At 47.2% G+C, this 26,960-nt stretch carries 17 protein-coding genes, 7 tRNA genes, 3 rRNA genes and 1 pseudogene; 25 read left to right on the forward strand and 3 right to left on the reverse strand.

What is annotated here, in order from left to right; genetic code table 11:
- Nucleotides 1-78 precede the first annotated feature (78 nt).
- Nucleotides 79-154 (reverse strand) — tRNA-Arg (locus ICN23_RS04395).
- Between the two features lie 102 nt (nt 155-256).
- Between ICN23_RS04395 and ICN23_RS04400 the strand changes: the two genes are divergently transcribed.
- A complete protein-coding gene (locus tag ICN23_RS04400) occupies nt 257-757 on the forward strand; it encodes a cytochrome c5 family protein (RefSeq protein WP_216231078.1) in 501 nt (166 codons plus the stop codon).
- A 54-nt stretch (nt 758-811) separates the two neighbouring features.
- On the opposite strand, the gene rsmI is transcribed toward ICN23_RS04400, so the two are convergent.
- Entirely contained in the window at nt 812-1,705 is an 894-nt protein-coding gene (gene rsmI, locus ICN23_RS04405; protein ID WP_216231079.1) for a 16S rRNA (cytidine(1402)-2'-O)-methyltransferase, read from the reverse strand.
- 103 nt (nt 1,706-1,808) lie between these two features.
- On the opposite strand from rsmI, the gene ICN23_RS04410 reads away from it, so the two are divergent.
- Genes ICN23_RS04410 through ICN23_RS04420 form a run of 3 tightly spaced genes read left to right on the forward strand, consistent with a single transcriptional unit; the run spans nt 1,809 to nt 3,467 of the window.
- The gene (locus ICN23_RS04410) at nt 1,809-2,411 is read left to right on the forward strand and encodes a phosphoheptose isomerase (protein ID WP_216231080.1); all 603 of its coding nucleotides are present in this window, start codon (nt 1,809-1,811) and stop codon (nt 2,409-2,411) included.
- A 33-nt stretch (nt 2,412-2,444) separates the two neighbouring features.
- Nucleotides 2,445-3,095 carry a BON domain-containing protein gene (locus ICN23_RS04415; protein ID WP_216231081.1) on the forward strand — a complete coding sequence of 217 codons (651 nt, stop codon included), beginning with the start codon at nt 2,445-2,447 and terminating at the stop codon, nt 3,093-3,095.
- An 18-nt stretch (nt 3,096-3,113) separates the two neighbouring features.
- On the forward strand, nt 3,114-3,467 hold the full coding sequence (locus tag ICN23_RS04420; RefSeq protein ID WP_216231082.1) for a c-type cytochrome: 354 nt from the start codon (nt 3,114-3,116) through the stop codon (nt 3,465-3,467).
- An 11-nt stretch (nt 3,468-3,478) separates the two neighbouring features.
- Here ICN23_RS04420 and ICN23_RS04425 read toward each other — a convergent pair whose 3' ends face one another.
- Complete coding sequence (locus ICN23_RS04425; protein WP_216231083.1) at nt 3,479-4,135, reverse strand: GNAT family N-acetyltransferase; 657 nt, start codon at nt 4,133-4,135, stop codon at nt 3,479-3,481.
- A gap of 491 nt (nt 4,136-4,626) precedes the next feature.
- Between ICN23_RS04425 and ICN23_RS04430 the strand changes: the two genes are divergently transcribed.
- The 21 genes and pseudogenes from ICN23_RS04430 to fusA all read left to right on the forward strand — a co-directional run bounded on the left by ICN23_RS04430 (nt 4,627) and on the right by fusA (nt 26,958).
- A 16S ribosomal RNA gene (locus ICN23_RS04430) occupies nt 4,627-6,159 on the forward strand.
- 59 nt (nt 6,160-6,218) lie between these two features.
- Nucleotides 6,219-6,295: transfer RNA gene (locus ICN23_RS04435), tRNA-Ile, on the forward strand.
- Between the two features lie 30 nt (nt 6,296-6,325).
- Nucleotides 6,326-6,401: transfer RNA gene (locus ICN23_RS04440), tRNA-Ala, on the forward strand.
- A 266-nt stretch (nt 6,402-6,667) separates the two neighbouring features.
- Nucleotides 6,668-9,541, forward strand: a 23S ribosomal RNA gene (locus ICN23_RS04445).
- A 106-nt stretch (nt 9,542-9,647) separates the two neighbouring features.
- Nucleotides 9,648-9,761: ribosomal RNA gene (gene rrf, locus ICN23_RS04450) — 5S ribosomal RNA — on the forward strand.
- The 16S, 23S and 5S rRNA genes sit together here with 5 tRNA genes alongside, the layout of an rRNA operon.
- 105 nt (nt 9,762-9,866) lie before the next feature.
- Nucleotides 9,867-9,951, forward strand: a tRNA-Tyr gene (locus tag ICN23_RS04455).
- A gap of 5 nt (nt 9,952-9,956) precedes the next feature.
- A tRNA-Gly gene (locus ICN23_RS04460) sits at nt 9,957-10,030 on the forward strand.
- 21 nt (nt 10,031-10,051) lie between these two features.
- A tRNA-Thr gene (locus ICN23_RS04465) sits at nt 10,052-10,126 on the forward strand.
- Nucleotides 10,127-10,190: 64 nt separating this feature from the next.
- On the forward strand, nt 10,191-11,381 hold the full coding sequence (tuf, locus tag ICN23_RS04470) for an elongation factor Tu (protein ID WP_071464430.1): 1,191 nt from the start codon (nt 10,191-10,193) through the stop codon (nt 11,379-11,381).
- Between the two features lie 14 nt (nt 11,382-11,395).
- Nucleotides 11,396-11,471, forward strand: a tRNA-Trp gene (locus ICN23_RS04475).
- 20 nt (nt 11,472-11,491) lie between these two features.
- Complete coding sequence (secE, locus tag ICN23_RS04480) at nt 11,492-11,869, forward strand: preprotein translocase subunit SecE (protein WP_216231084.1); 378 nt, start codon at nt 11,492-11,494, stop codon at nt 11,867-11,869.
- Between the two features lie 7 nt (nt 11,870-11,876).
- Nucleotides 11,877-12,449: a transcription termination/antitermination protein NusG gene (nusG, locus tag ICN23_RS04485; RefSeq protein ID WP_114637484.1), complete on the forward strand. Its 573-nt coding sequence runs from the start codon at nt 11,877-11,879 to the stop codon at nt 12,447-12,449.
- Between the two features lie 178 nt (nt 12,450-12,627).
- Entirely contained in the window at nt 12,628-13,059 is a 432-nt protein-coding gene (gene rplK, locus ICN23_RS04490) for a 50S ribosomal protein L11 (RefSeq protein WP_068320088.1), read from the forward strand.
- A gap of 2 nt (nt 13,060-13,061) precedes the next feature.
- Entirely contained in the window at nt 13,062-13,763 is a 702-nt protein-coding gene (gene rplA / locus ICN23_RS04495) for a 50S ribosomal protein L1 (RefSeq protein WP_215348179.1), read from the forward strand.
- 237 nt (nt 13,764-14,000) lie between these two features.
- Nucleotides 14,001-14,516 (forward strand): annotated as a pseudogene (gene rplJ, locus ICN23_RS04500) (50S ribosomal protein L10); the annotation flags it as partial.
- 153 nt (nt 14,517-14,669) lie between these two features.
- The gene (gene rplL, locus ICN23_RS04505) at nt 14,670-15,047 is read left to right on the forward strand and encodes a 50S ribosomal protein L7/L12 (RefSeq protein ID WP_216139832.1); all 378 of its coding nucleotides are present in this window, start codon (nt 14,670-14,672) and stop codon (nt 15,045-15,047) included.
- A gap of 226 nt (nt 15,048-15,273) precedes the next feature.
- Nucleotides 15,274-19,374: a DNA-directed RNA polymerase subunit beta gene (gene rpoB, locus ICN23_RS04510; RefSeq protein ID WP_216231086.1), complete on the forward strand. Its 4,101-nt coding sequence runs from the start codon at nt 15,274-15,276 to the stop codon at nt 19,372-19,374.
- Between the two features lies 1 nt (nt 19,375).
- Entirely contained in the window at nt 19,376-23,638 is a 4,263-nt protein-coding gene (rpoC, locus tag ICN23_RS04515; RefSeq protein WP_215360610.1) for a DNA-directed RNA polymerase subunit beta', read from the forward strand.
- Nucleotides 23,639-23,815: 177 nt separating this feature from the next.
- Entirely contained in the window at nt 23,816-24,196 is a 381-nt protein-coding gene (rpsL, locus tag ICN23_RS04520) for a 30S ribosomal protein S12 (RefSeq protein WP_072582063.1), read from the forward strand.
- A 161-nt stretch (nt 24,197-24,357) separates the two neighbouring features.
- Complete coding sequence (rpsG, locus tag ICN23_RS04525) at nt 24,358-24,828, forward strand: 30S ribosomal protein S7 (RefSeq protein WP_015420229.1); 471 nt, start codon at nt 24,358-24,360, stop codon at nt 24,826-24,828.
- A 27-nt stretch (nt 24,829-24,855) separates the two neighbouring features.
- Nucleotides 24,856-26,958: an elongation factor G gene (gene fusA, locus ICN23_RS04530; protein WP_215360611.1), complete on the forward strand. Its 2,103-nt coding sequence runs from the start codon at nt 24,856-24,858 to the stop codon at nt 26,956-26,958.
- Nucleotides 26,959-26,960: the final 2 nt, after the last annotated feature.

The raw sequence follows: 26,960 nt of genomic DNA on the forward strand, positions 1-26,960 counted from the left end.
AGAATCAATAAGTTAGGTGCAAATGATAGCGGTTTTCGCAATTTTTCGCATGATGTAAGTCAAAAACCCCTCTGTTTTTGGCGCGCCCGGCAGGAATCGAACCTGCGACCCTTGGCTTCGGAGGCCAATACTCTATCCACTGAGCTACGGGCGCCAGTGAAAATCTGGCTCCTCCCTATTGTAAGTGCCTATAACCCTACTCTCTAGTTATAATCACGGCAAAGCAACCCTAAAACCCGTCAAACGATAAATTCTTATGAGCAACGAGCACGGAAGTCTGATTAAGTCCCCAAAACAACTCATCATCATGGTGTTTGCAAGCTTTTTTGTGCCACTCATCATTATTTTGCTGTTAATGGTGTTTGTGAACAATGGCAAGCGCACCGATTCCTCTGCAAGTGCTGAGCAACTGATTAAGCCAGTAGCGCAGTTGAACTTTAAGGACGCTAGCACTCCTAAGGAGCTGCAAACAGGTGAGCAAGTTTATAAGGCGGTTTGTGCTGCATGCCATGCGAGCGGCGCTGCAGGTGCACCTAAATTTGGTGATGCCGGTGCATGGGCTTCACGTTTAGGCAAAGGCTACGATGGTTTACTGACATCCGTCATTAAAGGTAAAGGCGCTATGCCTGCGCGCGGTGGAGCGGCCCCTGCTGATGTTAGCGATTATGAGTTAGGCCGAGCAGTTGTGTATTTGGCTAACTCTGCTGGTGGAAAATTGCCAGAGCCAAAAGCGCCAGCTGCTCCTGCTGCAAAATAATTTTTTGTTGCGCCCATTTAAAAGCTGGCCATGTGCCAGCTTTTTATTTTTTAGCTATTCGCTTTTTGCATCCAAGGCAATTTGGTAGGCCTCTTTTTTTGTTAATCCCAAATTTTGCGAGAGGACTGAGGCGATTTCTTTGCTTCCCATATAGGGGCTTAGCGCATTGGCCCACAGCAAGAGAGCCGCATGCTCAGGAGCCTCGTCACCATTGGCTGGGCGTCCTGCAACCACAATCACAAATTCGCCCCTAAGACTCTCCGCGCTTTCAAGCCAAGCAGCAACATTTTTTGCTTCTAGGGAAACAATCTCTTCAAATTTTTTGGTGAGCTCACGACAAACTAAAAGCTGACGATCAGAATCTAAATGATTTGCCAGCAAGGCCAAAGTCTCTTTGATATGGTGTGGGGACTCAAAAAAGATGCTGGCTTTTTTGCTGCTAGAAATATCTTGCAAGAAGTTGTCGCGATCTTTGGTTTTGTTGGGCCAAAAACCTAAGAACTGAAAGCGTCCTTCTGCACTATGCATCACGGATCCTGCCGCTGAAATTGCGCTAGATACTGCGCTTGCTCCAGGAACGGGTATGACTCGCAGCCCTGCTTTTTGAACTTCATTTACCAATCTTGCCCCAGGGTCTGAAACGCCTGGTGTGCCGGCATCAGAAATATAGGCCCAACGTTCATTATTGGAAAGGTGCTGGATAACCGTTTGAGCGCCGCTGATTTCGTTGTGCTCATGCAGTGCCAAACACTTCTTATGAATTCCAAACTGCTGGAGTAATGCCGCACTATGCCTTGTATCTTCACAAGCAATTCCATCAACCGCATTTAATACGTGCAGGGCGCGTAAAGTAATGTCGCCTAAATTGCCGATAGGTGTGGCCACCATGTAAAGAGCCCCAGCAGGAAGATCCTGCTGTTTTAAAAAATCAAATGAGCCAAGTTCCATGAAGCTGCCTGATAAAAGTTAGGTAATTAACAAGAGAATACGTTGCTTTTGAGATCGGGTGATTACTGGTGAAATTGGGGCATCTTTGGCGCATAATATTGCTATGGAAAAAGATCTTAACGAACGTTTGCGCAAGCGCGCCTCCCAGCATTTTCTAGACAGCATTGCTGTTAAGCAAGAGGCTGAGAAGCTGCTTCCCGAGCCAGTTGCCCTGGGTGTATTGGCAATGGTCGAATGTCTTCGTGCTGGAGGCAAGGTAATGGCCTGCGGTAATGGCGGTTCGGCAGCAGATGCTCAGCACTTTGCGGCTGAGCTTATTGGCCGATTTGAAAGAGAACGTCAAGAACTGGCAGCGATTGCTTTGACAACTGACACTTCTATTCTGACAGCCGTTGGGAATGATTACAGCTATGACGAAGTTTTTAGCAAACAAGTTCGTGGGCTTGGAAAAAAAGGTGACATCCTGCTGGGAATTTCTACATCCGGTAACTCAAAGAATGTTGTGAAGGCAATTGAAGCTGCAAAAAAGATGGGAATCAAAATTATTGCTTTGACCGGAAATGGCGGCGGAAAAATTGCTCAGCTGTTAGATAAAGATGACATTCATTTGTGCGCACCATCAACTCGCACTGCACGCATACAAGAAACCCATTTGGTTTTACTTCACGCTTTATGTGATGGCGTAGACCATGTTTTGCTTGACTAAAAGTTATTGATACCTCAACACAGAAAAACCCCAATGAAAATTTCATTTCTTAAAAGATTATTTCTCGCCGCTCTTATTGCGTCTCAGGTTTCAGGTTGTGCGGTAGTTGCTGTTGGTGGAGTTGCTGCAGGCGCAACCGTGATGGCAGATCGTCGCACGCCAGCTGTGCAGGCCATCGACAAGGGAATTGAATTAGAGGCAGAGAATGCCCTGTCAAAACGATTCGGTGATAACGCACATATTAATGTCACGTCATTTAACCAAAAAGTATTGCTGACTGGTGAAGTAAAGGATGCTGACATTAAGGCCGCAGCTGGGGCTTATGTAAAAGCAATGAAGAATGCGCGCTCTGTATTTAATGAATTAATTATTGGACCTAATAGCAGCTATACATCTCGTGCAAATGATTCTTATCTCGAGTCTAAGATCAAAACCCAAATGATCTTTACTGATCAACTGCCTTCTAACTCGATGGCGATAGTGGCTGAAGGCAGCAGTGTTTATCTGATGGGTATCTTGACCCAGGGCGAAGCAGATCTTGCGAAGAAGGTTGCCAGCAATACCAATGGTGTCAAAGATGTTTATGTTTACTTTGACATTATTTCTGATGCAGAAAAAGTGCGCTTAGAAAAACAAGGTAAAGCTGATCAAGAACAACCAAACAGCCCGCCAAAATTTCAATAATTTTTTTGAAGGTGGTTAATGTTTAAAAAGCGAGTAGCTGTAGCAACAATTTTTTTGTTTACATCGCTCGCTTTTTTCGCACCTATTGCGCAAGCAAGCGCTGAAGATGAAAAAGCATTCTCCATTGCAAAACAAAACGCTTGCTTAGGTTGTCATGCAATCAATAAAAAAATTGTTGGCCCAAGCTTTCAGGCGGTTGCAGAAAAATATAAGAGCGATCCAAATGCTCAAACATTTTTAAAAAATAAAATTGCCAAAGGGGGCGCGGGCTCTTGGGGCGTTGTGCCAATGCCTGCAAATGCAAAATTGAATGAGGCGGATCTATCTGCATTAACAAGTTGGATATTGCGTGGCGCACCCAACAAAAATTAATGCAGAATTAGTTAACGCGCGAGTCCGGGTCTACCCAAAAACCACCACCATGCTTGATTGGATTGCTTGAGGTTTTTCTTTAGTACGTAATCCATATCAGCCCACTGTTCGTTTGCAGCTTCTTCCACAATGGTTGCGGGACTCGCCGGTGGTAACTTTAAGCAGGCATCGGCATCACCATAAGCAAACTCAACTGTCATGCCAGCCTTTTGCGCCAAATGCATCATTGCCTTATTGTTTGCAAGGCAGTGAACAAACAGTGTTTCAATGCGAGTATTGCGCGAATGGACAGCTGAACGTTGCAATAGCGCTGTGCCTAAGCCCTGTCCACGCCCTTCTGGCAAAACGGAGACACCAAATTCAGCAGCTCTCGCTTGCCCTTTATGTTCTGGCAAATAGGCCAGATGTGCCATGCCAATGAGTTTTAAGTCCAAATCGAATACGCCAAAAATAGAGTCTTTATTGAAATCAAGGTGTTCTACATAGTGGCGAATGACTTCGTCGGGGGTTTGTGTGCCAAAGCGTAAGCGTCTATCTTCATCATTTAGTTGTAGCAAATGATTCAGGATCTCTTGTCTGTAACCTGCATGTAGCTCGCGAACGGGCACAGCCTGCCCTACCGTATATGGGCTAGCAGGTAAGTGACTATTCGCTAATTTATTGTGCATAGCAATATATTAGCAGGAATTAGAATAATTTTCAGGGTTTTCCCTAACATGTGGCTTCTATGCCATAAGCCATGAAACGGGGGCTAAAAAAGAGGATAAATTCCTCAACCCACCCACAAAAAACTTAAAAATAGAGATCATTTAGAAAAAAAGATAAATTTTTTTTGAAAACTAACCCATTGTTTTTATTGAATTAATTTAAAAAGTAGGAAAAAACCCTGCCTTTTTTGAGTAAAAGAGTACGAAAGGTGTTGACGACCCTGAAAAAGTGGGATATAGTCTCACCTCTCTGCTGAATGTTTTTTGAAACAAGAAACAAGTCAGCCCTCTTTAAAAATTAGTCAACCGATAATTGTGGGTACTAAGTGAAAGCATCCAGTCCTTCGGGACAGATGTAAATAAATAGTACTCATAGACAGTAAAAAGATTTGGTTTTATTACCAAGTCAATTTCTTGAATGAGTGCGACGATCCGCAAGGATCACAGGAATTGAACTGAAGAGTTTGATCCTGGCTCAGATTGAACGCTGGCGGCATGCCTTACACATGCAAGTCGAACGGCAGCACGGGTGCTTGCACCTGGTGGCGAGTGGCGAACGGGTGAGTAATACATCGGAACGTACCTTATCGTGGGGGATAACGCAGCGAAAGCTGTGCTAATACCGCATACGCCCTGAGGGGGAAAGCGGGGGATCGAAAGACCTCGCGCGATTAGAGCGGCCGATGCCTGATTAGCTTGTTGGTGGGGTAAAAGCCCACCAAGGCGACGATCAGTAGCTGGTCTGAGAGGACGATCAGCCACACTGGGACTGAGACACGGCCCAGACTCCTACGGGAGGCAGCAGTGGGGAATTTTGGACAATGGGGGCAACCCTGATCCAGCAATGCCGCGTGAGTGAAGAAGGCCTTCGGGTTGTAAAGCTCTTTTGTCAGGGAAGAAACACCGGCTCTAACACAGTCCGGGAATGACGGTACCTGAAGAATAAGCACCGGCTAACTACGTGCCAGCAGCCGCGGTAATACGTAGGGTGCGAGCGTTAATCGGAATTACTGGGCGTAAAGCGTGCGCAGGCGGTTATACAAGACAGGCGTGAAATCCCCGGGCTTAACCTGGGAATGGCGCCTGTGACTGTATAGCTAGAGTGTGTCAGAGGGGGGTAGAATTCCACGTGTAGCAGTGAAATGCGTAGATATGTGGAGGAATACCAATGGCGAAGGCAGCCCCCTGGGATAACACTGACGCTCATGCACGAAAGCGTGGGGAGCAAACAGGATTAGATACCCTGGTAGTCCACGCCCTAAACGATGCTGACTAGTTGTTCGGGATTTACATCCTGAGTAACGTAGCTAACGCGTGAAGTCAGCCGCCTGGGGAGTACGGTCGCAAGATTAAAACTCAAAGGAATTGACGGGGACCCGCACAAGCGGTGGATGATGTGGATTAATTCGATGCAACGCGAAAAACCTTACCTACCCTTGACATGTCACTAACGAAGTAGAGATACATTAGGTGCTCGTAAGAGAAAGTGAACACAGGTGCTGCATGGCTGTCGTCAGCTCGTGTCGTGAGATGTTGGGTTAAGTCCCGCAACGAGCGCAACCCTTGTCTTTAGTTGCTACGCAAGAGCACTCTAAAGAGACTGCCGGTGACAAACCGGAGGAAGGTGGGGATGACGTCAAGTCCTCATGGCCCTTATGGGTAGGGCTTCACACGTCATACAATGGTGCATACAGAGGGTTGCCAACCCGCGAGGGGGAGCTAATCTCAGAAAATGCATCGTAGTCCGGATCGTAGTCTGCAACTCGACTACGTGAAGCTGGAATCGCTAGTAATCGCGGATCAGAATGTCGCGGTGAATACGTTCCCGGGTCTTGTACACACCGCCCGTCATACCATGGGAGTGGGTTTTGCCAGAAGCCGTTAGCCTAACCGCAAGGGGGGCGACTGCCACGGCAGGGTTCATGACTGGGGTAAAGTCGTAACAAGGTAGCCGTATCGGAAGGTGCGGCTGGATCACCTCCTTTCTAGAGAAAAGATGCTGGATCTATAGTGCCCACACTTATCGGTTGACAATAAAAGCCACGGGTCTGTAGCTCAGCTGGTTAGAGCACTGTGTTGATAACGCAGGGGTCGTAGGTTCAAGTCCTACCAGACCCACCACCAGCCAGAAACAAGACTTAGTGGGACGTTGGGGGATTAGCTCAGCTGGGAGAGCACCTGCTTTGCAAGCAGGGGGTCGTCGGTTCGATCCCGTCATCCTCCACCATCATCTAAATGTCAAAACTAAGCAATTTTTAATTGTTTAGTTTTGCCATTTATGGCTGTTCTTTAAAAATTTGAGTAAGCAAAGTGTCAAATGTTTCTTTGAGAGGACATTTGACAATGTAATAAGGGTAAAGATTGAATCATCAATCAGTAATACAAACGAGTTTTACCAAGTTCTTAACAAAGTACTTACAGTTTGGATTACGGCAAACATGTCAGAAGTAGAAGTAAACCTGTAACAGGTACTAGCAATGGTGCTCGTTATAGGATCAAGTGAATAAGTGCACATGATGGATGCCTTGGCGATTACAGGCGACGAAAGACGTTATAACCTGCGATAAGCCCCGGGGAGCTGGTAAATAAGCTTTGATCCGGGGATTTCTGAATGGGGAAACCCACCACTTTTGTGGTATCCATACCTGAATACATAGGGTATGAGAAGCGAACCTCGTGAACTGAAACATCTAAGTAGCGAGAGGAAAAGACATCAACCGAGATTCCCAAAGTAGTGGCGAGCGAAATGGGAAGAGCCTTCTAGTGATAGCTCAGTAATTAACAGAATGGAATGGAAAGTCCAACAATAAAGGGTGATAGTCCCGTATGTGAAAATTATTGGGTGGTACTAGGCTAGAGACAAGTAGGGCGGGACACGTGAAATCCTGTCTGAATATGGGGGGACCATCCTCCAAGGCTAAATACTCGTAATCGACCGATAGTGAACAAGTACCGTGAGGGAAAGGCGAAAAGAACCCCGGGAGGGGAGTGAAATAGATCCTGAAATTGTGTGCATACAAACAGTAGGAGCCTCGTAAGGGGTGACTGCGTACCTTTTGTATAATGGGTCAGCGACTTACATTCAGTAGCAAGCTTAACCGAATAGGGAAGGCGTAGCGAAAGCGAGTCCGAATAGGGCGCTAGTTGCTGGGTGTAGACCCGAAACCAGTTGATCTATCCATGGCCAGGTTGAAGGTGCGGTAACACGTACTGGAGGACCGAACCCACTAACGTTGAAAAGTTAGGGGATGAGCTGTGGATAGGGGTGAAAGGCTAAACAAAACTGGAAATAGCTGGTTCTCTCCGAAAACTATTTAGGTAGTGCCTCGTGTATCACTGTAGGGGGTAGAGCACTGTCATGGTAGTGGGGTCCATTGCGGATTACTGCGCCATAGCAAACTCCGAATACCTACAAGTGCAAGCACGGGAGACAGACATCGGGTGCTAACGTCCGGTGTCAAGAGGGAAACAACCCAGACCGCCAGCTAAGGTCCCTAATATATGCTAAGTGGGAAACGAAGTGGGAAGGCTAAAACAGTCAGGAGGTTGGCTTAGAAGCAGCCATCCTTTAAAGAAAGCGTAATAGCTCACTGATCGAGTCGTCCTGCGCGGAAGATGTAACGGGGCTAAGCATATAACCGAAGCTGCGGATCACAGTAATGTGATGGTAGGAGAGCGTTCTGTAAGCCTGTGAAGGTGTCTTGTAAAGGATGCTGGAGGTATCAGAAGTGCGAATGCTGACATGAGTAGCGATAAAGGGGGTGAAAAGCCCCCTCGCCGTAAGCCCAAGGTTTCCTGTTCAACGTTCATCGGAACAGGGTGAGTCGGCCCCTAAGGCGAGGCAGAGATGCGTAGCTGATGGGAACAAGGTTAATATTCCTTGACCATTGTTAGATGCGATGGGGGGACGGATCGCGGAAAGTTGTCCGGGTGTTGGAAGTCCCGGTTCTTGCGTTGGAGATGGCTATTAGGTAAATCCGGTAGCGTAATTCAAGGGCGTGAGACGAGCGAATTTATTCGCGAAGCAATTGGAAGTGGTTCCAAGAAAAGCCTCTAAGCTTCAGTCTAACAAGACCGTACCGCAAACCGACACAGGTGGGCGAGATGAGTATTCTAAGGCGCTTGAGAGAACTCAGGAGAAGGAACTCGGCAAATTTGCACCGTAACTTCGGGATAAGGTGCGCCCTTGTAGTTTGACCGTGAACAACGGGAGGACGAAAGGGTTGCAATAAAAAGGTGGCTGCGACTGTTTAATAAAAACACAGCACTCTGCAAACACGAAAGTGGACGTATAGGGTGTGACGCCTGCCCGGTGCTGGAAGATTAAATGATGGGGTGCAAGCTCTTGATTGAAGTCCCAGTAAACGGCGGCCGTAACTATAACGGTCCTAAGGTAGCGAAATTCCTTGTCGGGTAAGTTCCGACCTGCACGAATGGCGTAACGATGGCCACACTGTCTCCTCCTGAGACTCAGCGAAGTTGAAATGTTTGTGATGATGCAATCTACCCGTGGCTAGACGGAAAGACCCCATGAACCTTTACTGTAGCTTTGCATTGGACTTTGAATCGGTCTGTGTAGGATAGGTGGGAGGCGTTGATAACAGGATGCTAGTTCTGTTGGAGCCAACCTTGAAATACCACCCTGATTTATTTGAGGTTCTAACCTTGGCCCGTTATCCGGGTCGGGAACAGTGCATGGTAGGCAGTTTGACTGGGGCGGTCTCCTCCCAAAGTGTAACGGAGGAGTACGAAGGTACGCTTGGTACGGTCGGACATCGTACCTAAAGTGCAATGGCAAAAGCGTGCTTAACTGCGAGACCGACAAGTCGAGCAGGTGCGAAAGCAGGTCATAGTGATCCGGTGGTTCTGTATGGAAGGGCCATCGCTCAACGGATAAAAGGTACTCTGGGGATAACAGGCTGATACCGCCCAAGAGTTCATATCGACGGCGGTGTTTGGCACCTCGATGTCGGCTCATCTCATCCTGGGGCTGTAGCCGGTCCCAAGGGTATGGCTGTTCGCCATTTAAAGAGGTACGTGAGCTGGGTTTAAAACGTCGTGAGACAGTTTGGTCCCTATCTGCCATGGGCGTTGGAGATTTGACGGGGGCTGCTCCTAGTACGAGAGGACCGGAGTGGACGTACCGCTGGTGTACCTGTTGTTTCGCCAGAAGCATCGCAGGGTAGCTATGTACGGAAGAGATAACCGCTGAAAGCATCTAAGCGGGAAACTTGCCTGAAGATGAGATCTCCCGTAGGTTTAACCTACATAAAGGGTCGTTGAAGACCACAACGTTGATAGGTCGGGTGTGGAAGTGCAGTAATGCATTAAGCTAACCGATACTAATTGCCCGTTAGGCTTGATCCTATAACCAGCACTATTGTGTTGGATGTTTGCCAGATTTAATCTGCATCCTTATTACATGCTTACTCAAATGGAGTTGTTGATTTAATCAGCAACTCGACCCTCTACGCCCGGTGACCATAGCGAATTGGAACCACTCCTTCCCATCCCGAACAGGACAGTGAAACGATTCTACGCCGATGATAGTGCGGATTACCCGTGTGAAAGTAGGTAACTGCCGGGCACCAATGCGACGCCCAGACCCTTTTAGGTCTGGGCGTTTTTACTTGTGCAAAGCGTTTAGAGTGATTGACAGAAACTCCATTTGGAGTCAGAATATTGGGTTCGCGGAGGGGTGTCCGAGCGGCTAAAGGAGGCAGACTGTAAATCTGTTGGCTACGCCTACGTAGGTTCGAATCCTACCCCCTCCACCAGATGTGCGGGATTAGTTTAATGGTAAAACAGCAGATTTCCAATCTTCGGTCAAGAGTTCGATTCTCTTATCCCGCTCCAGAATTTGTTGCATTAGATTACGCCCATGTGGCTCAGTGGTAGAGCACTCCCTTGGTAAGGGAGAGGTCGGCAGTTCGATCCTGCCCATGGGCACCATGTTTGGTTTTATTAATTATGTATTTCGTGTTTGGTTTAAGAGTTAACTAAAGGCAGATTAAAAATGGCAAAAGAAAAGTTCGAGCGGACAAAACCGCACGTAAACGTAGGCACCATCGGTCACGTTGACCACGGTAAAACCACATTGACAGCAGCAATCGCAACCGTGCTTTCTAAAGCATTCGGTGGCGAAGCGAAAGCATACGATCAGATCGATGCTGCTCCAGAAGAAAAAGCACGTGGTATTACGATTAATACTGCGCACGTTGAGTATGAGACAGCTAACCGTCACTATGCTCACGTCGATTGCCCAGGACATGCTGACTACGTTAAGAACATGATTACTGGTGCTGCTCAGATGGACGGCGCAATTTTAGTTTGCTCTGCTGCTGACGGCCCAATGCCACAAACTCGTGAGCACATCCTCTTGGCACGCCAAGTGGGCGTTCCTTACATCGTAGTGTTCTTGAACAAGTGCGACATGGTTGATGACGCTGAATTGCTCGAGTTAGTTGAAATGGAAGTTCGTGAGCTTCTGTCTAAGTACAACTTCCCTGGCGATGACACACCAATCATCCAAGGTTCTGCTAAGTTAGCGCTCGAAGGCGACGAAGGCCCATTGGGTAAAGAAGCCATCATGAAATTGGCTGAAGCATTAGACACCTACATCCCAACTCCAGAGCGTGCTGTTGACGGCGCGTTCTTGATGCCAGTAGAAGACGTGTTCTCTATCTCCGGTCGCGGTACTGTTGTTACAGGCCGTATCGAGCGCGGTATCGTTAAGGTTGGTGAAGAGATCGAAATCATCGGTATCAAACCAACACTCAAGACCACTTGTACTGGTGTTGAAATGTTCCGCAAATTGCTCGACCAAGGTCAAGCAGGCGATAACGTTGGTATCTTGTTACGCGGTACAAAACGTGAAGAAGTTGAGCGCGGCCAAGTATTGGCTAAGCCAGGTTCAATCACCCCACATACTCACTTTACAGCCGAGGTTTACATCTTGGGTAAAGACGAAGGTGGTCGTCATACTCCATTCTTTAACAACTATCGTCCACAGTTTTACTTCCGCACTACGGACGTAACTGGTTCAATCGAGTTGCCAAAAGACAAAGAAATGGTAATGCCTGGTGATAACGTAACAATTACCGTAAAACTCATCGCTCCTATCGCGATGGAAGAAGGTTTACGTTTTGCGATCCGTGAAGGTGGCCGTACTGTTGGCGCCGGCGTGGTTGCAAAGATTTTGGCTTAAGTAGTTTTTTATAAAGGGGTGTAGCTCAATTGGCAGAGCGTTGGTCTCCAAAACCAAAGGTTGGGGGTTCGATGCCCTCCGCCCCTGCCACGATTTGAACTGAAAGCAATATGTCTCAACAAACAGCAAGTCAATCTGAAGAAAAAAGCAGCTGGGTCTCTGGACTCGCTGCTTTAATCGTTGTCGCCGCGTTGGTGCTTTACTACACGCTGGTTGACCAGTCTATGTTGGTTCGCCTGGCTGTTTTGTTTGGCGGTATTGCGGTTGCAGTTTTAATTGTGGCGATTTCACCGGATGGGCGTCGCTTTATCGCCTATGCCAAAGATTCTTGGTATGAAGTAAAAAAGGTTGTTTGGCCGACTCGTAAAGAGACTACCCAAATGACTCTAGTCGTATTTGGCTTTGTTCTGATCATGTCCTTGTTCTTGTGGATTGCAGACAAATTGATTGAATGGCTAGTTTTTTCAGTCTTTTTAGGCTGGAAGTGAGTAAAAAATGATTGATTCTGAAGTAGCCGCAAATCCACAAGCTACCGGCAATATGCGCTGGTACGTTATTCATGCTTATTCCGGAATGGAAAAGAGCGTGAAAAAAGGCCTTGAAGAGCGTATTGCACGTTCTGGCATGCCTGAGAAATTTGGTCGTATTTTGGTTCCCTCCGAAGAGGTTGTGGAAATCAAATCCGGCACAAAATCAGTTTCTGAGCGCCGCTTCTTCCCAGGATACGTCCTGATCGAGATGGAAATGACCGATGAGAGCTGGCATTTGGTGAAAAACACGCCAAAAGTGACTGGTTTCGTCGGTGGCGTTCGTAACCGCCCAAGCCCGATTTCTACTGCAGAGGTCACTAAAATCATGGATCAAATGCAGGCTGGGGTTGATAAACCTAAGCCTAAGACCTTGTTTGAGGTGGGTGAGATGGTTCGCGTTAAAGAGGGCCCATTTACAGACTTCAACGGAAACGTTGAGGAAGTGAACTATGAGAAGTCAAGATTGCGCGTTTCTGTTACAATTTTTGGCCGCGGTACCCCAGTTGAGCTGGAGTTCGGCCAAGTAGAAAAGATGTAAAAACAAGGACTTAGTCCAGTTTTGCAGTGCAGTAGCGGTAGAAGTAAAAACAGTTTTAGATGGTTATTTAGTTTTTGTATTTAACCGAGGAGCGGAGCTAGAAAGCCAAAAACTAGCGAAGCGTTTACTCAACAGCGGTCTTTCCTAATGAGGTTAGGCGCGCTTTTAGGAGCAACACATGGCAAAGAAGATTATTGGCTTTATTAAGCTGCAGATCCCTGCAGGTAAAGCAAATCCATCACCTCCCGTAGGTCCAGCATTGGGTCAACGCGGCCTCAACATTATGGAATTCTGTAAGGCGTTTAATGCTCAAACTCAGAGCATGGAACCTGGCCTACCAATTCCAGTCGTGATTACAGCGTTCGCTGATAAGAGCTTCACATTCATCATGAAGACTCCTCCAGCAACCATCATGATTAAGAAGGCTGCGAAGATCGAAAAAGGATCACCACGTCCCCATACCGATAAGGTTGGTTCAATTACTCGTGCTCAAGCGGAAGAAATCGCTAAAGCAAAAATGCCAGATTTGACAGCAGCCGATATGGACGCAGCTGTTAGAACTATTGCTGGTAGCGCCCGTTCCATGGGCATCACTGTGGAAGGTCTCTAATCATGACTAAGTTATCTAAACGCGTAAAAGCAATTCAATCTAAAGTTGATCGTAACAAGTTCTATTCATTAGACGACGCATTGAACCTCGTTAAAGAGTGTGCAACTGCTAAGTTTGACGAGTCTATCGACGTTGCTGTTCAGTTGGGTATTGATGCTAAGAAATCTGACCAAGTTGTGCGTGGCGCAGTAGTGCTCCCGGCTGGTACAGGTAAGCATGTTCGTGTTGCTGTTTTTGCACAAGGTGAGAAAGCTGAACAAGCTAAAGCTGCTGGTGCAGAAATCGTTGGCATGGAAGATCTTGCTGAGCAAATTAAAGGCGGCAAAATTGATTTTGATATTTTGATCGCATCTCCAGACACAATGAAAATTGTTGGTACTTTAGGTCAAGTATTGGGCCCACGTGGTTTGATGCCAAATCCAAAAGTTGGAACAGTTACTCCTGACGTTGCTACTGCAGTTAAAAATGCAAAAGCTGGTCAAGTTCAGTTCCGTGTGGACAAAGCCGGTATCGTGCACGCAAGCATTGGCCGTCGTTCATTCGAACCAACTGCATTGAAATCCAACTTGCTCGCATTGCTTGAGGCTTTGAATAAAGCAAAACCTCCTGCATCTAAGGGCATCTATTTAAAGAAGGTTGCCGTAAGCAGCACCATGGGTGCAGGCGTACGCGTAGACCAAGCATCGTTACAGGCTGCAGCTTAATTAGCTTGTAACAAAAAAGAACTTTGGGTCGACTCCCACTCTTTGAGTGAGAGTCGAACATCAAAGACCGTTGGTGAATTAGTTGCTATTACAGAGTTAATTCTTAATCGTTACGAAAGTAATAGCCAGCGCAGATGGCGACCCTGAAAAGATTTTCACAAGAGTATTTGTGAACAAATGATCAGACGCTGGTGTGTAACCCCAACTGGAAACAGTTGGTTTTTATGGAGTTAAACCGTGCCTTTGAATGTACAAGACAAAAAAGCGATTGTTGCTGATGTCGGCGCTCAATTGGCTGGAGCCCAAACTGTCGTGCTCGCTGAATACCGTGGTATTCCAGTAGAGCAGTTGACAAAGCTACGTGCTAGCGCACGTGACCAAGGTGTATATCTTCGCGTTTTGAAGAACACATTGGCACGCCGTGCTGCACAAGGCACACAGTTTGAGCCTCTTGCTGATTCGATGGTTGGCCCCTTGATTTACGGCATTTCTGCTGATCCGATTGCTTCGGCAAAAGTATTGCAGAGCTTTGCTAAGACTCAAGATTTGCTAGTCATTAAAGCTGGCTTATATAACGGCAAGTTGTTAGACGTTGCAGGTGTAAAAGCCCTCGCAACAATTCCAAGCCGCGACGAGTTGTTATCTCAGTTGTTGGGTGTGATGTTGGCACCGGTATCTGCGATGGCTCGCGTATTGGGCGCAGTAGCAGCACAAAAGGCAGCTGGAGCACCCGCTCCCGCAGCAGCACCTGCAGAAGCAGCAGCCCCAGCAGCAGTAGCCGCTGAAGCCGCTCCAGAAGCAGCCGCTGAGCCTGCAGCCGCAGCCCCAGAAGCTGGAACAGAAGCAAACGAAACCCCTGCCGCTGAATAAGCGACAGATTAACTATTTAAGTATTAGGAGCTAAAAATGGCGATTACTAAAGAAGAAATCATTGATGCAGTAGGTAGCATGTCCGTTATGGATTTGAACGACTTGGTTAAAGCGTTCGAAGAGAAGTTTGGTGTTTCAGCTGCAGCTATGGCTGTTGCTGGTCCTGCAGGCGGTGGTGCTGCAGCTGGTGGTGGCGAAGAGCAAACAGAATTCACTGTTAACTTGCTCGAAGCTGGCGCAAACAAGGTTTCAGTAATTAAGGCAGTTCGCGAAATTACTGGTCTTGGCTTGAAAGAAGCTAAGGACTTGGTTGACGGTGCACCGAAGCCAATCAAAGAAGGCGTTGACAAGAAAACTGCTGAAGAAGCTAAGAAGAAGCTTGAAGAAGCTGGCGCTAAAGCAGAACTTAAGTAATAAACACACTGCTGGCGCCTCTCAAAAAGGGGCGTTAGCCATGTTGGGTTTGACCTCTAGAGGTCAAACCCGATTTCATTTCTGATTGAAATCGGGTTTGCCTTCTGATACGACTGCAGAATGCAAGTTTGGTCGGACACTAAATCTATCGGTTTAGTGTTGTCCGCCAGTGATTGGTAGTGGCCAATCGCCAAATCTTTGTACAGTCGCTGAATTCGGAGATGAAATGAACTATAGCTTCACCGAACGCAAGCGAGTCCGTAAAAGCTTTGCTAAGCGAGTAAACAACCACCAGGTTCCGTACCTGATCGCAACGCAGCTGGAATCCTACGCTAAATTTTTACAGGCTGATAAGCCGGCAATGTCTCGTCTTACTGAGGGACTTCAAGCTGCCTTTACATCAGCGTTCCCAATTGTGTCTAACAACGGCTATGCACGTATGGAATACGTGTCTTACCAGTTATCACAGCCACCATTTGACGTTAAAGAATGTCAACAACGTGGCTACACATACCACTCTGCCTTACGCGCAAAAGTTCGCTTGATTATTTATGATCGCGAAGCGCCTACTAAGGTTAAAGAGGTAAAAGAGAGCGAAGTCTACATGGGTGAAATTCCACTCATGACAGAAAACGGCTCTTTTGTGATTAACGGTACTGAGCGCGTGATCGTTTCTCAGTTGCACCGTTCCCCAGGCGTGTTTTTTGAGCACGATAAGGGCAAGACACATAGCTCAGGTAAGTTGCTGTTCTCAGCACGCATCATTCCTTACCGTGGTTCATGGCTCGATTTCGAGTTTGATCCAAAAGATATTCTCTATTTCCGCGTTGACCGTCGTCGTAAGATGCCTGTCACCATTTTGCTTAAAGCAATTGGTTTAAACAACGAACAGATTCTTGCTAACTTCTTTAACTTTGACCATTTCTCATTGACTGCTAATGGCGGTTCAATGGAATTTGTGCCAGAGCGTTTGCGTGGCCAGTTGGCTAGCTTTGACGTGCTCGACAAGAATGGCGTTGTAGTCATTCAAAAAGACAAGCGTATCAATGCAAAGCATATTCGCGAACTCGAAGCTGCAAAAACAAAAACAATCGCTGTACCAGACGACTATTTAATTGGCCGTGTAGTGGCACGCAATATTGTTGATCCAGACTCCGGTGAAATCTTGGCTTACGCCAATGATGAAATCACTGAAGAGTTGTTGGCGACATTGCGCGATGCAGGTATCAAGCAGTTAGAAACCATCTACACCAACGATTTAGATTCTGGCGCATACATTTCACAGACATTGCGTACTGACGAAACTGCGGATCAAATGGCTGCTCGTATCGCCATCTACCGCATGATGCGTCCTGGTGAGCCTCCAACAGAAGATGCTGTTGAAGCCTTGTTCCAACGCTTGTTCTATAGCGAAGATACTTACGATTTGTCACGCGTTGGCCGCATGAAGGTCAACAGCCGTTTGAACCGTCCAGAAATGGAAGGCCCAATGGTTCTGTCAAACGAAGACATCCTCGACACCATTAAGTCTCTCGTAGATTTACGTAACGGCAAAGGCGAAGTAGACGATATCGATCACTTAGGTAATCGTCGTGTACGTTGCGTTGGCGAATTGGCTGAAAACCAATTCCGTGCTGGTTTGTCACGTGTAGAGCGTGCGGTTAAAGAACGTCTCGGCCAAGCCGAAACAGAAAACCTCATGCCGCATGACTTGATTAACAGCAAGCCAATCTCTTCTGCTATTCGTGAGTTCTTCGGTTCTTCACAGTTGTCCCAGTTTATGGACCAAACCAACCCACTCTCAGAGATCACGCACAAGCGCCGTATTTCTGCATTGGGACCTGGTGGTTTGACACGCGAGCGCGCAGGTTTCGAAGTGCGCGACGTGCATCCAACCCACTACGGACGTGTTTGCCCGATCGAAACACCAGAAGGACCAAACATTGGTTTGATCAACTCGCTCGCATTGTTTGCGCGTTTGAACGAGCATGGTTTCCTTGAGACTCCATACCGTAAAGTTGCTAACAGCAAAGTAAGCGACGAAGTGGTTTACCTCTCTGCGATTGAAGAAGCGAAGTATGTGATTGCTCAGGCGAATGCAACGATCGACAAAAACGGTAAATTAGCTGACGAATTGGTTTCTGCTCGTCAAGCTGGTGAAACCATGATGGTTAGCCCAGAGCGTATCGATTTCATCGACGTTGCTCCTAGCCAGATCGTTTCTGCCGCTGCTTCACTCGTTCCATTCTTAGAGCACGATGATGCGAACCGTGCGTTGATGGGTGCGAACATGCAGCGTCAAGCAGTTCCTTGCTTGCGTCCAGATAAGCCGTTAGTTGGAACCGGCTTAGAGCGTATTGTTGCGGTTGACTCCGGCACTGTTGTATTAGCAGCGCGTGGCGGTATTGTTGATTACGTTGATGCGAATCGTGTTGTGATTCGTGTGAACGATGATGAGACTGCAGCTGGTGAAGTTGGTGTGGATATTTATAACCTCATCAAGTACACCCGTTCAAACCAAAACACCAACATTAACCAACGTCCAATCGTGAAGGTTGGCGATCGTGTAGCCCGCGGCGACGTAGTTGCTGACGGTGCATCTACCGATTTGGGTGAATTGGCTTTGGGTCAAAACATGACTGTGGCATTTATGCCATGGAACGGTTACAACTTCGAAGATTCAATCTTGATCTCTGAGAAAGTTGTTGCTGACGACCGCTACACCTCTATTCATATTGAAGAGTTGTCAGTGGTTGCGCGTGATACTAAGCTTGGTTCAGAAGAAATTACTCGCGATATCTCTAATTTGGCAGAGTCACAACTCTCCCGTTTAGATGAAAGCGGTATTGTTTACATCGGTGCTGAAGTTGAAGCTGGTGACGTATTGGTTGGTAAGGTAACTCCAAAGGGCGAGACAACTCTCACTCCTGAAGAGAAGCTCCTCCGTGCGATCTTCGGTGAAAAAGCATCTGACGTAAAAGATACCTCTTTGCGCGTTCCATCAGGAATGATCGGTACTGTTATCGATGTTCAAGTCTTCACTCGTGAAGGTATTGAGCGCGATGCCCGTGCACAGTCAATTATTCAAGAAGAATTGCAACGCTATCGTTTGGACTTAAACGACCAGTTGCGTATTGTTGAAGGCGATGCCTTCATGCGTTTAGAAAAACTGTTGATTGGTAAAGTTGCCAATGGTGGTCCTCAGAAATTAGCTAAAGGCACTAAGATCGACAAGGAATACCTTGCTGGCTTGGATAAATACCATTGGTTTGATGTTCGTCCAGCAGATGATGAGGTTGCCTCACAAGTTGAAGCGATTAAATCTTCTATCGAAGCGAAACGTAAGCAGTTTGATGAAGCCTTTGAAGAGAAGCGCACCAAGCTTACCCAGGGCGATGATTTGCAACCTGGCGTAACGAAGATGGTCAAGGTGTACTTGGCTGTTAAGCGTCGCTTGCAGCCTGGTGACAAGATGGCCGGTCGTCACGGTAACAAAGGTGTGGTTTCTAAAATCGCTCCAGCTGAAGACATGCCATTTATGGCTGACGGACGCCCTGTTGACATCGTCTTGAACCCATTGGGTGTTCCTTCCCGTATGAACGTTGGTCAAATCTTGGAAACCCACTTAGGTTGGGCTGCTCAAGGTATTGGTAAGCGTATCGACGAGATGGTTCGTCAACAAGCCAAACAAGCTGAGTTACGTAAGTTCCTCAAACAGCTTTACAACGAAACAGGTCGCATTGAAGATATCGACAACTTCACTGACGAGCAAATCACAGTGTTGGCTGAGAATCTCCGCCAAGGCTTGCCATTTGCAACACCAGTGTTTGACGGTGCTACAGAAGCAGAAATCGGACGCATGCTCGAGTTGGCTTATCCAGAAGAAGTAGCAACTTCTTTGAAGATGACACCTTCACGTCAGCAAATGATTTTGTGCGATGGCCGAACTGGCGATCAGTTCGAGCGTCCAGTAACTGTTGGCGTAATGCACGTCTTGAAACTCCACCATTTGGTCGATGACAAGATGCATGCTCGTTCAACCGGACCTTACTCTTTAGTAACGCAACAGCCATTGGGCGGTAAAGCTCAGTTCGGTGGTCAGCGCTTTGGTGAGATGGAAGTCTGGGCCCTCGAAGCATACGGTGCTTCATATGTCTTGCAGGAAATGCTGACAGTGAAGTCCGATGACGTCGCAGGCCGTACCAAAGTTTACGAAAACATCGTCAAGGGCGAGCACACGATTGATGCTGGCATGCCCGAATCCTTCAACGTGCTGGTAAAAGAAATCCGTTCGTTGGGTATTGACATTGACATGGAGCGCAACTGATATGAAAGCATTGCTCGATTTATTTAAGCAAACGCAGGGCGAAGAGCAGTTTGATGTCATCAAAATTGGTCTCGCATCTCCTGAGAAAATTCGCTCATGGTCTTTTGGTGAAGTACGCAAACCAGAAACCATCAACTACCGGACTTTTAAGCCCGAGCGTGATGGTTTGTTCTGCGCCAAGATTTTTGGACCAACCAAAGACTACGAGTGCTTATGCGGTAAGTACAAGCGCTTAAAGTTCCGTGGCGTAATCTGCGAGAAGTGCGGCGTTGAAGTTACTCTCGCTAAGGTTCGTCGTGAGCGCATGGGCCACATTGAATTGGCAGCCCCTGTAGCGCACATCTGGTTCTTGAAGTCCCTGCCATCCCGTTTGGGCATGGTTCTCGATATGACATTGCGTGATATCGAGCGCGTTCTCTACTTTGAAGCATATGTAGTAGTTGATCCTGGCATGACTCCTGAAGGCGCGATGAAGCGCGGTCAGATCATGTCTGAAGACGAGTACATTGCTAAGACTGAAGAGTATGGTGACGGTGCGTTCACTGCCATCATGGGCGCGGAAGGTATTCGTGATCTCTTGCGTTCGATTGACATCGATCGTGAAGTAGAGACCATTCGTGCTGACTTGAAAGCTACTGGTAGCGATGCCAAGATCAAGAAATACGCTAAGCGCTTAAAAGTGCTCGAGGCGTTCCAGACTTCAGGTATTAAGCCTGACTGGATGATCATGGAAGTATTGCCAGTATTGCCACCTGAATTGCGCCCATTGGTGCCATTGGATGGCGGTCGCTTTGCTACCTCCGATTTGAACGACCTTTATCGTCGCGTGATTAACCGTAATAACCGTTTAAAGCGTTTGTTAGAGTTGCGCGCCCCAGAGATCATCGTTCGTAACGAAAAACGTATGTTGCAAGAAGCGGTTGACTCATTGCTCGACAACGGTCGTCGCGGTAAGGCTATGACTGGCGCTAATAAGCGTCCTCTCAAGTCCTTGGCTGAGATGATTAAAGGTAAGAGCGGTCGTTTCCGTCAAAACTTGTTGGGTAAACGTGTTGACTACTCAGGTCGTTCAGTCATCGTGGTTGGACCTACATTGAAATTGCATCAGTGCGGCTTACCAAAATTGATGGCCTTGGAATTATTCAAGCCATTCATTTTTAACAAGCTTGAGACTTTGGGAATTGCAACCACTATCAAGGCTGCGAAGAAAGAAGTTGAAAGCCAGACTCCAATCGTTTGGGACATTCTCGAAGAAGTGATTCGTGAACATCCAATCATGTTGAACCGTGCGCCTACATTGCACCGTCTCGGTATTCAGGCCTTCGAGCCAATGCTGATTGAAGGTAAAGCAATCCAATTGCACCCATTAGTCTGCGCGGCATTTAACGCCGACTTTGACGGTGACCAAATGGCGGTTCACGTTCCTTTGTCGCTCGAAGCGCAAATGGAAGCACGTACATTGATGTTGGCTTCGAACAACGTATTGTTCCCAGCTAACGGCGAACCATCAATCGTTCCTTCACAGGACGTGGTGTTGGGTCTGTACTACGCTACACGTGACAAGATCAACGGTAAGGGCGAAGGCATGGTTTTCGCCAACATTACTGAAGTAGTACGTGCATACGAAGCAGGTCAAGTTGAATTGGCTTCTCGTGTTGCTGTGCGTATTACTGAGTATGAGATCGTGGATAAGAAGGCAGAAGGCGATGCGCGTTTTGCTGAGAAGACCAAGATCTATCAAACATCAGTTGGCCGTGCAATCTTGTCTGAGATTTTGCCTAAAGGTATGTCTTTCGAGGAAATCAACAAGCCTTTAAAGAAAAAAGAAATCTCACGTTTGATCAACACATCATTCCGTAAGTGCGGTTTGCGTGAAACAGTCATTTTTGCAGACCGTCTCTTGCAGTCTGGTTTCCGTTTGGCAACCAATGCTGGTATCTCTGTTGCGATCGACGATATGTTGATCCCAACATCTAAAGAGCGCATCATCACCGAAGCTTCTGCCAAGGTTAAAGAGTATGACAAGCAGTTCATGTCAGGTCTCGTAACCAATCAAGAACGTTATAACAACGTGGTTGATATTTGGGGTGCCGCAGGCGACCAAGTTGGTAAGGCGATGATGGATGAGTTGTCACACGTTGACGTACTCGACCGCAACGGTAAGACTGTTCGTCAAGAATCCTTTAACTCCATCTACATGATGGCGGATTCTGGTGCGCGTGGATCTGCAGCGCAGATTCGTCAGTTAGCTGGTATGCGTGGTTTGATGGCTAAGCCTGATGGCTCCATCATTGAAACCCCAATTACTGCGAACTTCCGTGAAGGCTTGAACGTGTTGCAGTACTTCATCTCAACCCACGGTGCTCGTAAAGGTCTGGCTGATACAGCATTGAAGACAGCGAACTCTGGTTACTTGACACGTCGTTTGTGCGACGTTACTCAAGATCTCGTGGTGATCGAAGAGGATTGCGGCGCGACTACTGGCGTAACGATGAAGGCGCTTGTTGAAGGCGGCGAGATTATCGAAGCATTACGTGACCGTATTTTGGGTCGTGTATGTATCGGTGACATCGTTCACCCTGACACACAAGAAGTGATCGTTCCTAACGATACATTGCTTGATGAAGATCACGTTGATCAAATCGTTGCATTAGGCATCGACGAAGTTAAAGTTCGCACAGTATTGTCTTGCTTAACTCGCTTTGGCTTGTGCGCTAAGTGCTACGGACGTGATCTAGGTCGCGGTGGTTTGGTTAACGTTGGTGAGGCAGTTGGTGTTATCGCTGCTCAGTCGATCGGTGAGCCAGGCACACAGTTGACTATGCGTACCTTCCACATCGGTGGTGCAGCGTCACGCGCCTTGGTTGCAAGCAATATTGAAGCCAAATCTAACGGTGCTTTGAAGTTCTCCGGCACGATGCGTGTTGTGAAGAACGCGAAGGGTGAACAGATCGTGATTTCACGTTCTGGCGAAGCCTTGATCGTTGATGAGAATGGTCGCGAGCGCGAGCGTCATAAAGTTCCTTACGGCGCAACTCTCTTGTTGAAAGAAGATGCGGCTGTTAAGGCTGGCGCAAGCTTAGCAACTTGGGATCCATTAACACGCCCGATTATTTCTGAGTACGCTGGTATCGCTCGCTTCGACAACGTCGAAGAAGGTGTAACTGTTGCTAAGCAGGTTGACGAAGTTACCGGTCTTTCCACTTTGGTGGTGATTGACGGTAAGCGTCGTTCAGCGGCAAGCAAAGGCGTTCGCCCAATGATCAACTTGGTTGATGAAAAGGGCAATGAAGTCATGATCGCTGGTACTGATCATCCAGTAAACATTGGCCTCCAGGTAGGCGCTTTGATTACCGTTAAAGATGGTCAGAAGGTTGAAGTCGGTGAAGTATTGGCACGTATTCCAATCGAATCACAGAAGACTCGCGACATTACCGGTGGTTTGCCACGCGTTGCAGAATTGTTCGAAGCACGTTCACCAAAAGATGCAGCTGTATTGGCGAAAGTTACTGGAACAGTTTCCTTCGGTAAAGAAACCAAAGGTAAACAACGTTTGGTGATTACCGATATGGACGGTGAAGCTAATGAATTCTTGATTCCTAAAGAGAAACAAGTTCTCGTTCACGACGGTCAAGTTGTGAACAAGGGCGAGATGATTGTGGAAGGCCCTGCTGATCCACACGACATCTTGACTCTCAAAGGTATCGAAGAGTTGGCAATCTACATCGTTGACGAAGTTCAAGACGTTTACCGTCTCCAGGGTGTGAAGATCAATGACAAGCACATTGAAGTTATCGTGCGTCAGATGTTGCGTCGTGTTCAGGTAACTGATCCAGGCGACACATCATTCATCACTGGTGAGCAAGTTGAGCGTTCTAAGTTGTATGACGCTAACGATGCAGTGATCGCCCAAGGTAAGCACCCAGCTCAGTTCGATAACGTGTTGCTAGGTATTACTAAGGCATCCTTGTCGACCGACAGCTTCATTTCAGCGGCTTCTTTCCAAGAAACCACCCGTGTATTGACCGAAGCCGCAATTATGGGCAAGACCGATACACTCCGTGGCCTCAAGGAAAACGTCATTATTGGTCGTCTGATCCCTGCTGGTACCGGCTTGTCTTATCGCCGTGCACGCAAGGTCAGAGAGCAATTCGAGCGAGATCGCGCTCAAATGATTGCCGCCGAAGAGGAAGCAATGGCCAATATGCCTGTAGAAATCGAGGCTGAAGTCGTTGCTCCTGCTGGGGAGGCTGATCCAAGCTAATTTGGTAATTCTGGCCAGAAATGGCCAGTTTTTTCCCCATTTGGTTGACGGAAAAGGCTGGCCAAGCTAGAATGCTGAGTTCTACTGATTCAGAAGAGGGTCTTTTTGACCTAGAAATTCTCTAAGTCATTGATTTTCTTGAAGAAAGCAACAAAGAAGTACTAACCGAGCTATTTTATGCCAACAATTAATCAATTAATACGCAAGCCAAGATCCAGGCTTATCGTTAAAAGCAAGAGCCCTGCACTGGAAAACAGTCCGCAGCGCCGTGGTGTTTGTACACGTGTGTACACCACTACTCCTAAAAAGCCTAACTCTGCGCTTCGTAAAGTAGCCAAAGTTCGCTTAACCAATGGTTTTGAAGTGATTTCATACATTGGCGGTGAAGGCCATAACCTCCAGGAACACTCAGTAGTGTTGATTCGTGGTGGTCGTGTAAAGGATTTGCCAGGTGTTCGTTACCACATCGTTCGTGGCTCACTTGACTTGCAAGGTGTTAAAGACCGTAAGCAATCACGTTCCAAGTACGGTGCTAAGCGCGCTAAGAAATCTGCTTAATCTTTCAATAGATTTTTGCTGAAGTATTTGTAGTAAGTCTTCGTTTGTCAGACTTTAAAGACAAGTAAGTGGTTGTTCCGTCTAGGAATCTTCTTAGATAGTAGGGCAACCGGAGTGGATGGTTCATGTGAATCATCCCTAACTGAACTGAAGGAGTAGTTATGCCACGTCGTCGTGAAGTTCCCAAACGGGAAATTTTGCCGGATCCAAAATTCGGTAATGTAGAAGTAGCTAAATTCATGAACGTCCTCATGTTGGACGGCAAGAAATCGGTTGCAGAGCGTATCGTTTACGGTGCCTTTGACCACATCGAGAAAAAAGCAAACAAAGAACCACTCGAAGTTTTCTCAACAGCTATGGGCAACGTTAAGCCAATGGTTGAGGTGAAGAGCCGTCGTGTTGGTGGTGCTAACTATCAGGTTCCTGTTGAAGTTCGCCCATCACGCCGTTCTGCTTTGGCAATGCGCTGGGTGCGCGAAGCCGCTAAAAAGCGCGGTGAGAAATCCATGGCTCAACGTTTGGCCAATGAATTATTAGAAGCTGCAGAAGGTCGCGGCGGAGCAATGAAGAAGCGTGAAGAAGTTCACCGTATGGCAGAAGCTAACAAAGCTTTCTCACATTTCCGCTTCTAATCAAATAGTAAAGAAAAGGCACCAACAGTGGCACGTAAAACCCCTATCGACAAATACCGCAATATCGGTATTTCTGCGCACATTGACGCAGGTAAGACAACAACTACAGAACGCGTTTTGTTCTACACCGGTGTTAACCACAAGATCGGTGAAGTGCATGATGGCGCTGCAACCATGGACTGGATGGAGCAAGAGCAAGAGCGTGGTATCACGATTACTTCTGCTGCTACTACAACGTTCTGGAAGGGTATGGCTGGTAATTTCCCAGAGCACCGTATCAATATTATTGATACCCCAGGACACGTAGACTTCACTATTGAAGTTGAGCGTTCAATGCGTGTTTTGGACGGCGCTTGCATGGTTTACTGTGCGGTAGGTGGTGTACAGCCACAATCTGAAACTGTTTGGCGTCAAGCTAACAAGTATCAAGTTCCACGTTTAGCATTCGTAAACAAGATGGACCGTACTGGTGCGAATTTCTTCAAGGTCTACGACCAAATGAGAACTCGCCTTAAAGCGAATCCAATCTTGATCCAAATTCCAATTGGCGCTGAAGAAAACTTCAAAGGCGTTGTGGATTTGGTGAAAATGAAGGCCATCTATTGGGATGAGGCTTCACAAGGTACTAAATTTACTTACGAAGAGATCCCTGCTGAATTGCAAGCTTCTGCTGAAGAGTGGCGCGAGAAGATGCTCGAAGCTGCTGCTGAAAGCTCAGAAGAGTTGATGGAAAAATACCTCGGCGGCGAAGGTTTGACCGAAGAAGAAATCAAAGCAGCATTGCGTCAACGTACTATCGCTAACGAAATCGTTCCAATGTTGTGTGGAACAGCGTTTAAGAACAAAGGCGTTCAGGCAATGTTGGATGCAGTTGTTGAGTTGTTGCCATCCCCATTAGACGTTCCACCAGTTCCATGTGAATTGGAAGACGGCACACCTACAACACGTGAAGCGTCTGATAGTGCTAAGTTCTCAGCATTGGCATTTAAGATCATGACTGACCCATTCGTTGGTCAGCTCATCTTCTTCCGTGTTTACTCAGGTGTAATGAAATCTGGCGACACAATCTACAACCCAATTAAGGGCAAGAAAGAACGTGTTGGTCGTTTGTTGCAGATGCATGCAAACGAACGTGAAGAAATTAAAGAAGTATTCGCTGGCGATATCGCAGCTGCGGTTGGTTTGAAAGACGCAACCACAGGTGAAACATTGTGTGATCCAGATAGCATCGTTATTTTGGAGCGCATGGTATTCCCAGAGCCAGTGATCTCTCAAGCTGTTGAGCCTAAGACAAAAGCTGACCAAGAAAAAATGGGTCTTGCCTTGAATCGCTTGGCACAAGAAGATCCTTCTTTCCGCGTGAAGACTGACGAAGAATCAGGCCAAACAATTATTTCCGGTATGGGCGAGCTCCACTTGGAAATTTTAGTTGACCGTATGAAGCGTGAATTCGGTGTTGAAGCAACTGTTGGTAAGCCACAAGTTGCGTACCGTGAAACGATTCGTAAAGTTTGCGAAGAGATCGAAGGTAAATTCGTTAAGCAGTCTGGTGGCCGCGGTCAATACGGACACGTGGTATTGAAGTTAGAGCCACAAGCCCCAGGAAAAGGTTTTGAATTCGTTGACGCTATTAAGGGCGGTGTAGTTCCACGTGAATACATTCCTGCAGTAGAAAAAGGCATCATCGAAACATTGAACTCCGGTATTTTGGCTGGCTATCCAGTTGTTGATATCAAAGCAACATTGTTCTTCGGTTCATACCATGACGTTGACTCCAATGAAAACGCATTTAAGATGGCGGGTTCTATGGCGTTCAAGGACGGTATGCGTAAAGCGGCCCCTGTGTTGCTTGAACCGATGATGGCTGTTGAAGTAGAAACACCAGAAGATTTCATGGGTAACGTAATGGGTGACCTCTCATCCCGTCGCGGTATTTTGCAAGGTATGGATGACATTCCAGGCGGCGGTAAGATCGTTCGCGCTGAAGTGCCGTTGGCAGAGATGTTTGGTTACTCAACTGGCTTGCGCTCGTTGACCCAAGGTCGCGCTACCTACACCATGGAATTTAAGCATTATTCCGAAGCACCGAAGAACGTTGCTGAAGCAGTTATGGCTGCTAAAGCGAAGTAATT

It is taken from the genome of Polynucleobacter sp. MWH-Jannik1A5 (assembly GCF_018881795.1).
GTDB lineage: Bacteria > Pseudomonadota > Gammaproteobacteria > Burkholderiales > Burkholderiaceae > Polynucleobacter.

Excerpts from the sequence above, each read along its gene's own strand:
- ICN23_RS04400 (WP_216231078.1), top strand. The coding sequence starts at position 257 with ATGAGCAACGAGCACGGAAGTCTGATTAAGTCCCCAAAACAACTCATC.
- rsmI (WP_216231079.1), bottom strand. The coding sequence starts at position 1,705 with ATGGAACTTGGCTCATTTGATTTTTTAAAACAGCAGGATCTTCCTGCT.
- ICN23_RS04410 (WP_216231080.1), top strand. The coding sequence starts at position 1,809 with ATGGAAAAAGATCTTAACGAACGTTTGCGCAAGCGCGCCTCCCAGCAT.
- ICN23_RS04415 (WP_216231081.1), top strand. The coding sequence starts at position 2,445 with ATGAAAATTTCATTTCTTAAAAGATTATTTCTCGCCGCTCTTATTGCG.
- ICN23_RS04420 (WP_216231082.1), top strand. The coding sequence starts at position 3,114 with ATGTTTAAAAAGCGAGTAGCTGTAGCAACAATTTTTTTGTTTACATCG.
- ICN23_RS04425 (WP_216231083.1), bottom strand. The coding sequence starts at position 4,135 with ATGCACAATAAATTAGCGAATAGTCACTTACCTGCTAGCCCATATACG.
- tuf (WP_071464430.1), top strand. The coding sequence starts at position 10,191 with ATGGCAAAAGAAAAGTTCGAGCGGACAAAACCGCACGTAAACGTAGGC.
- secE (WP_216231084.1), top strand. The coding sequence starts at position 11,492 with ATGTCTCAACAAACAGCAAGTCAATCTGAAGAAAAAAGCAGCTGGGTC.
- nusG (WP_114637484.1), top strand. The coding sequence starts at position 11,877 with ATGATTGATTCTGAAGTAGCCGCAAATCCACAAGCTACCGGCAATATG.
- rplK (WP_068320088.1), top strand. The coding sequence starts at position 12,628 with ATGGCAAAGAAGATTATTGGCTTTATTAAGCTGCAGATCCCTGCAGGT.
- rplA (WP_215348179.1), top strand. The coding sequence starts at position 13,062 with ATGACTAAGTTATCTAAACGCGTAAAAGCAATTCAATCTAAAGTTGAT.
- rplL (WP_216139832.1), top strand. The coding sequence starts at position 14,670 with ATGGCGATTACTAAAGAAGAAATCATTGATGCAGTAGGTAGCATGTCC.
- rpoB (WP_216231086.1), top strand. The coding sequence starts at position 15,274 with ATGAACTATAGCTTCACCGAACGCAAGCGAGTCCGTAAAAGCTTTGCT.
- rpoC (WP_215360610.1), top strand. The coding sequence starts at position 19,376 with ATGAAAGCATTGCTCGATTTATTTAAGCAAACGCAGGGCGAAGAGCAG.
- rpsL (WP_072582063.1), top strand. The coding sequence starts at position 23,816 with ATGCCAACAATTAATCAATTAATACGCAAGCCAAGATCCAGGCTTATC.
- rpsG (WP_015420229.1), top strand. The coding sequence starts at position 24,358 with ATGCCACGTCGTCGTGAAGTTCCCAAACGGGAAATTTTGCCGGATCCA.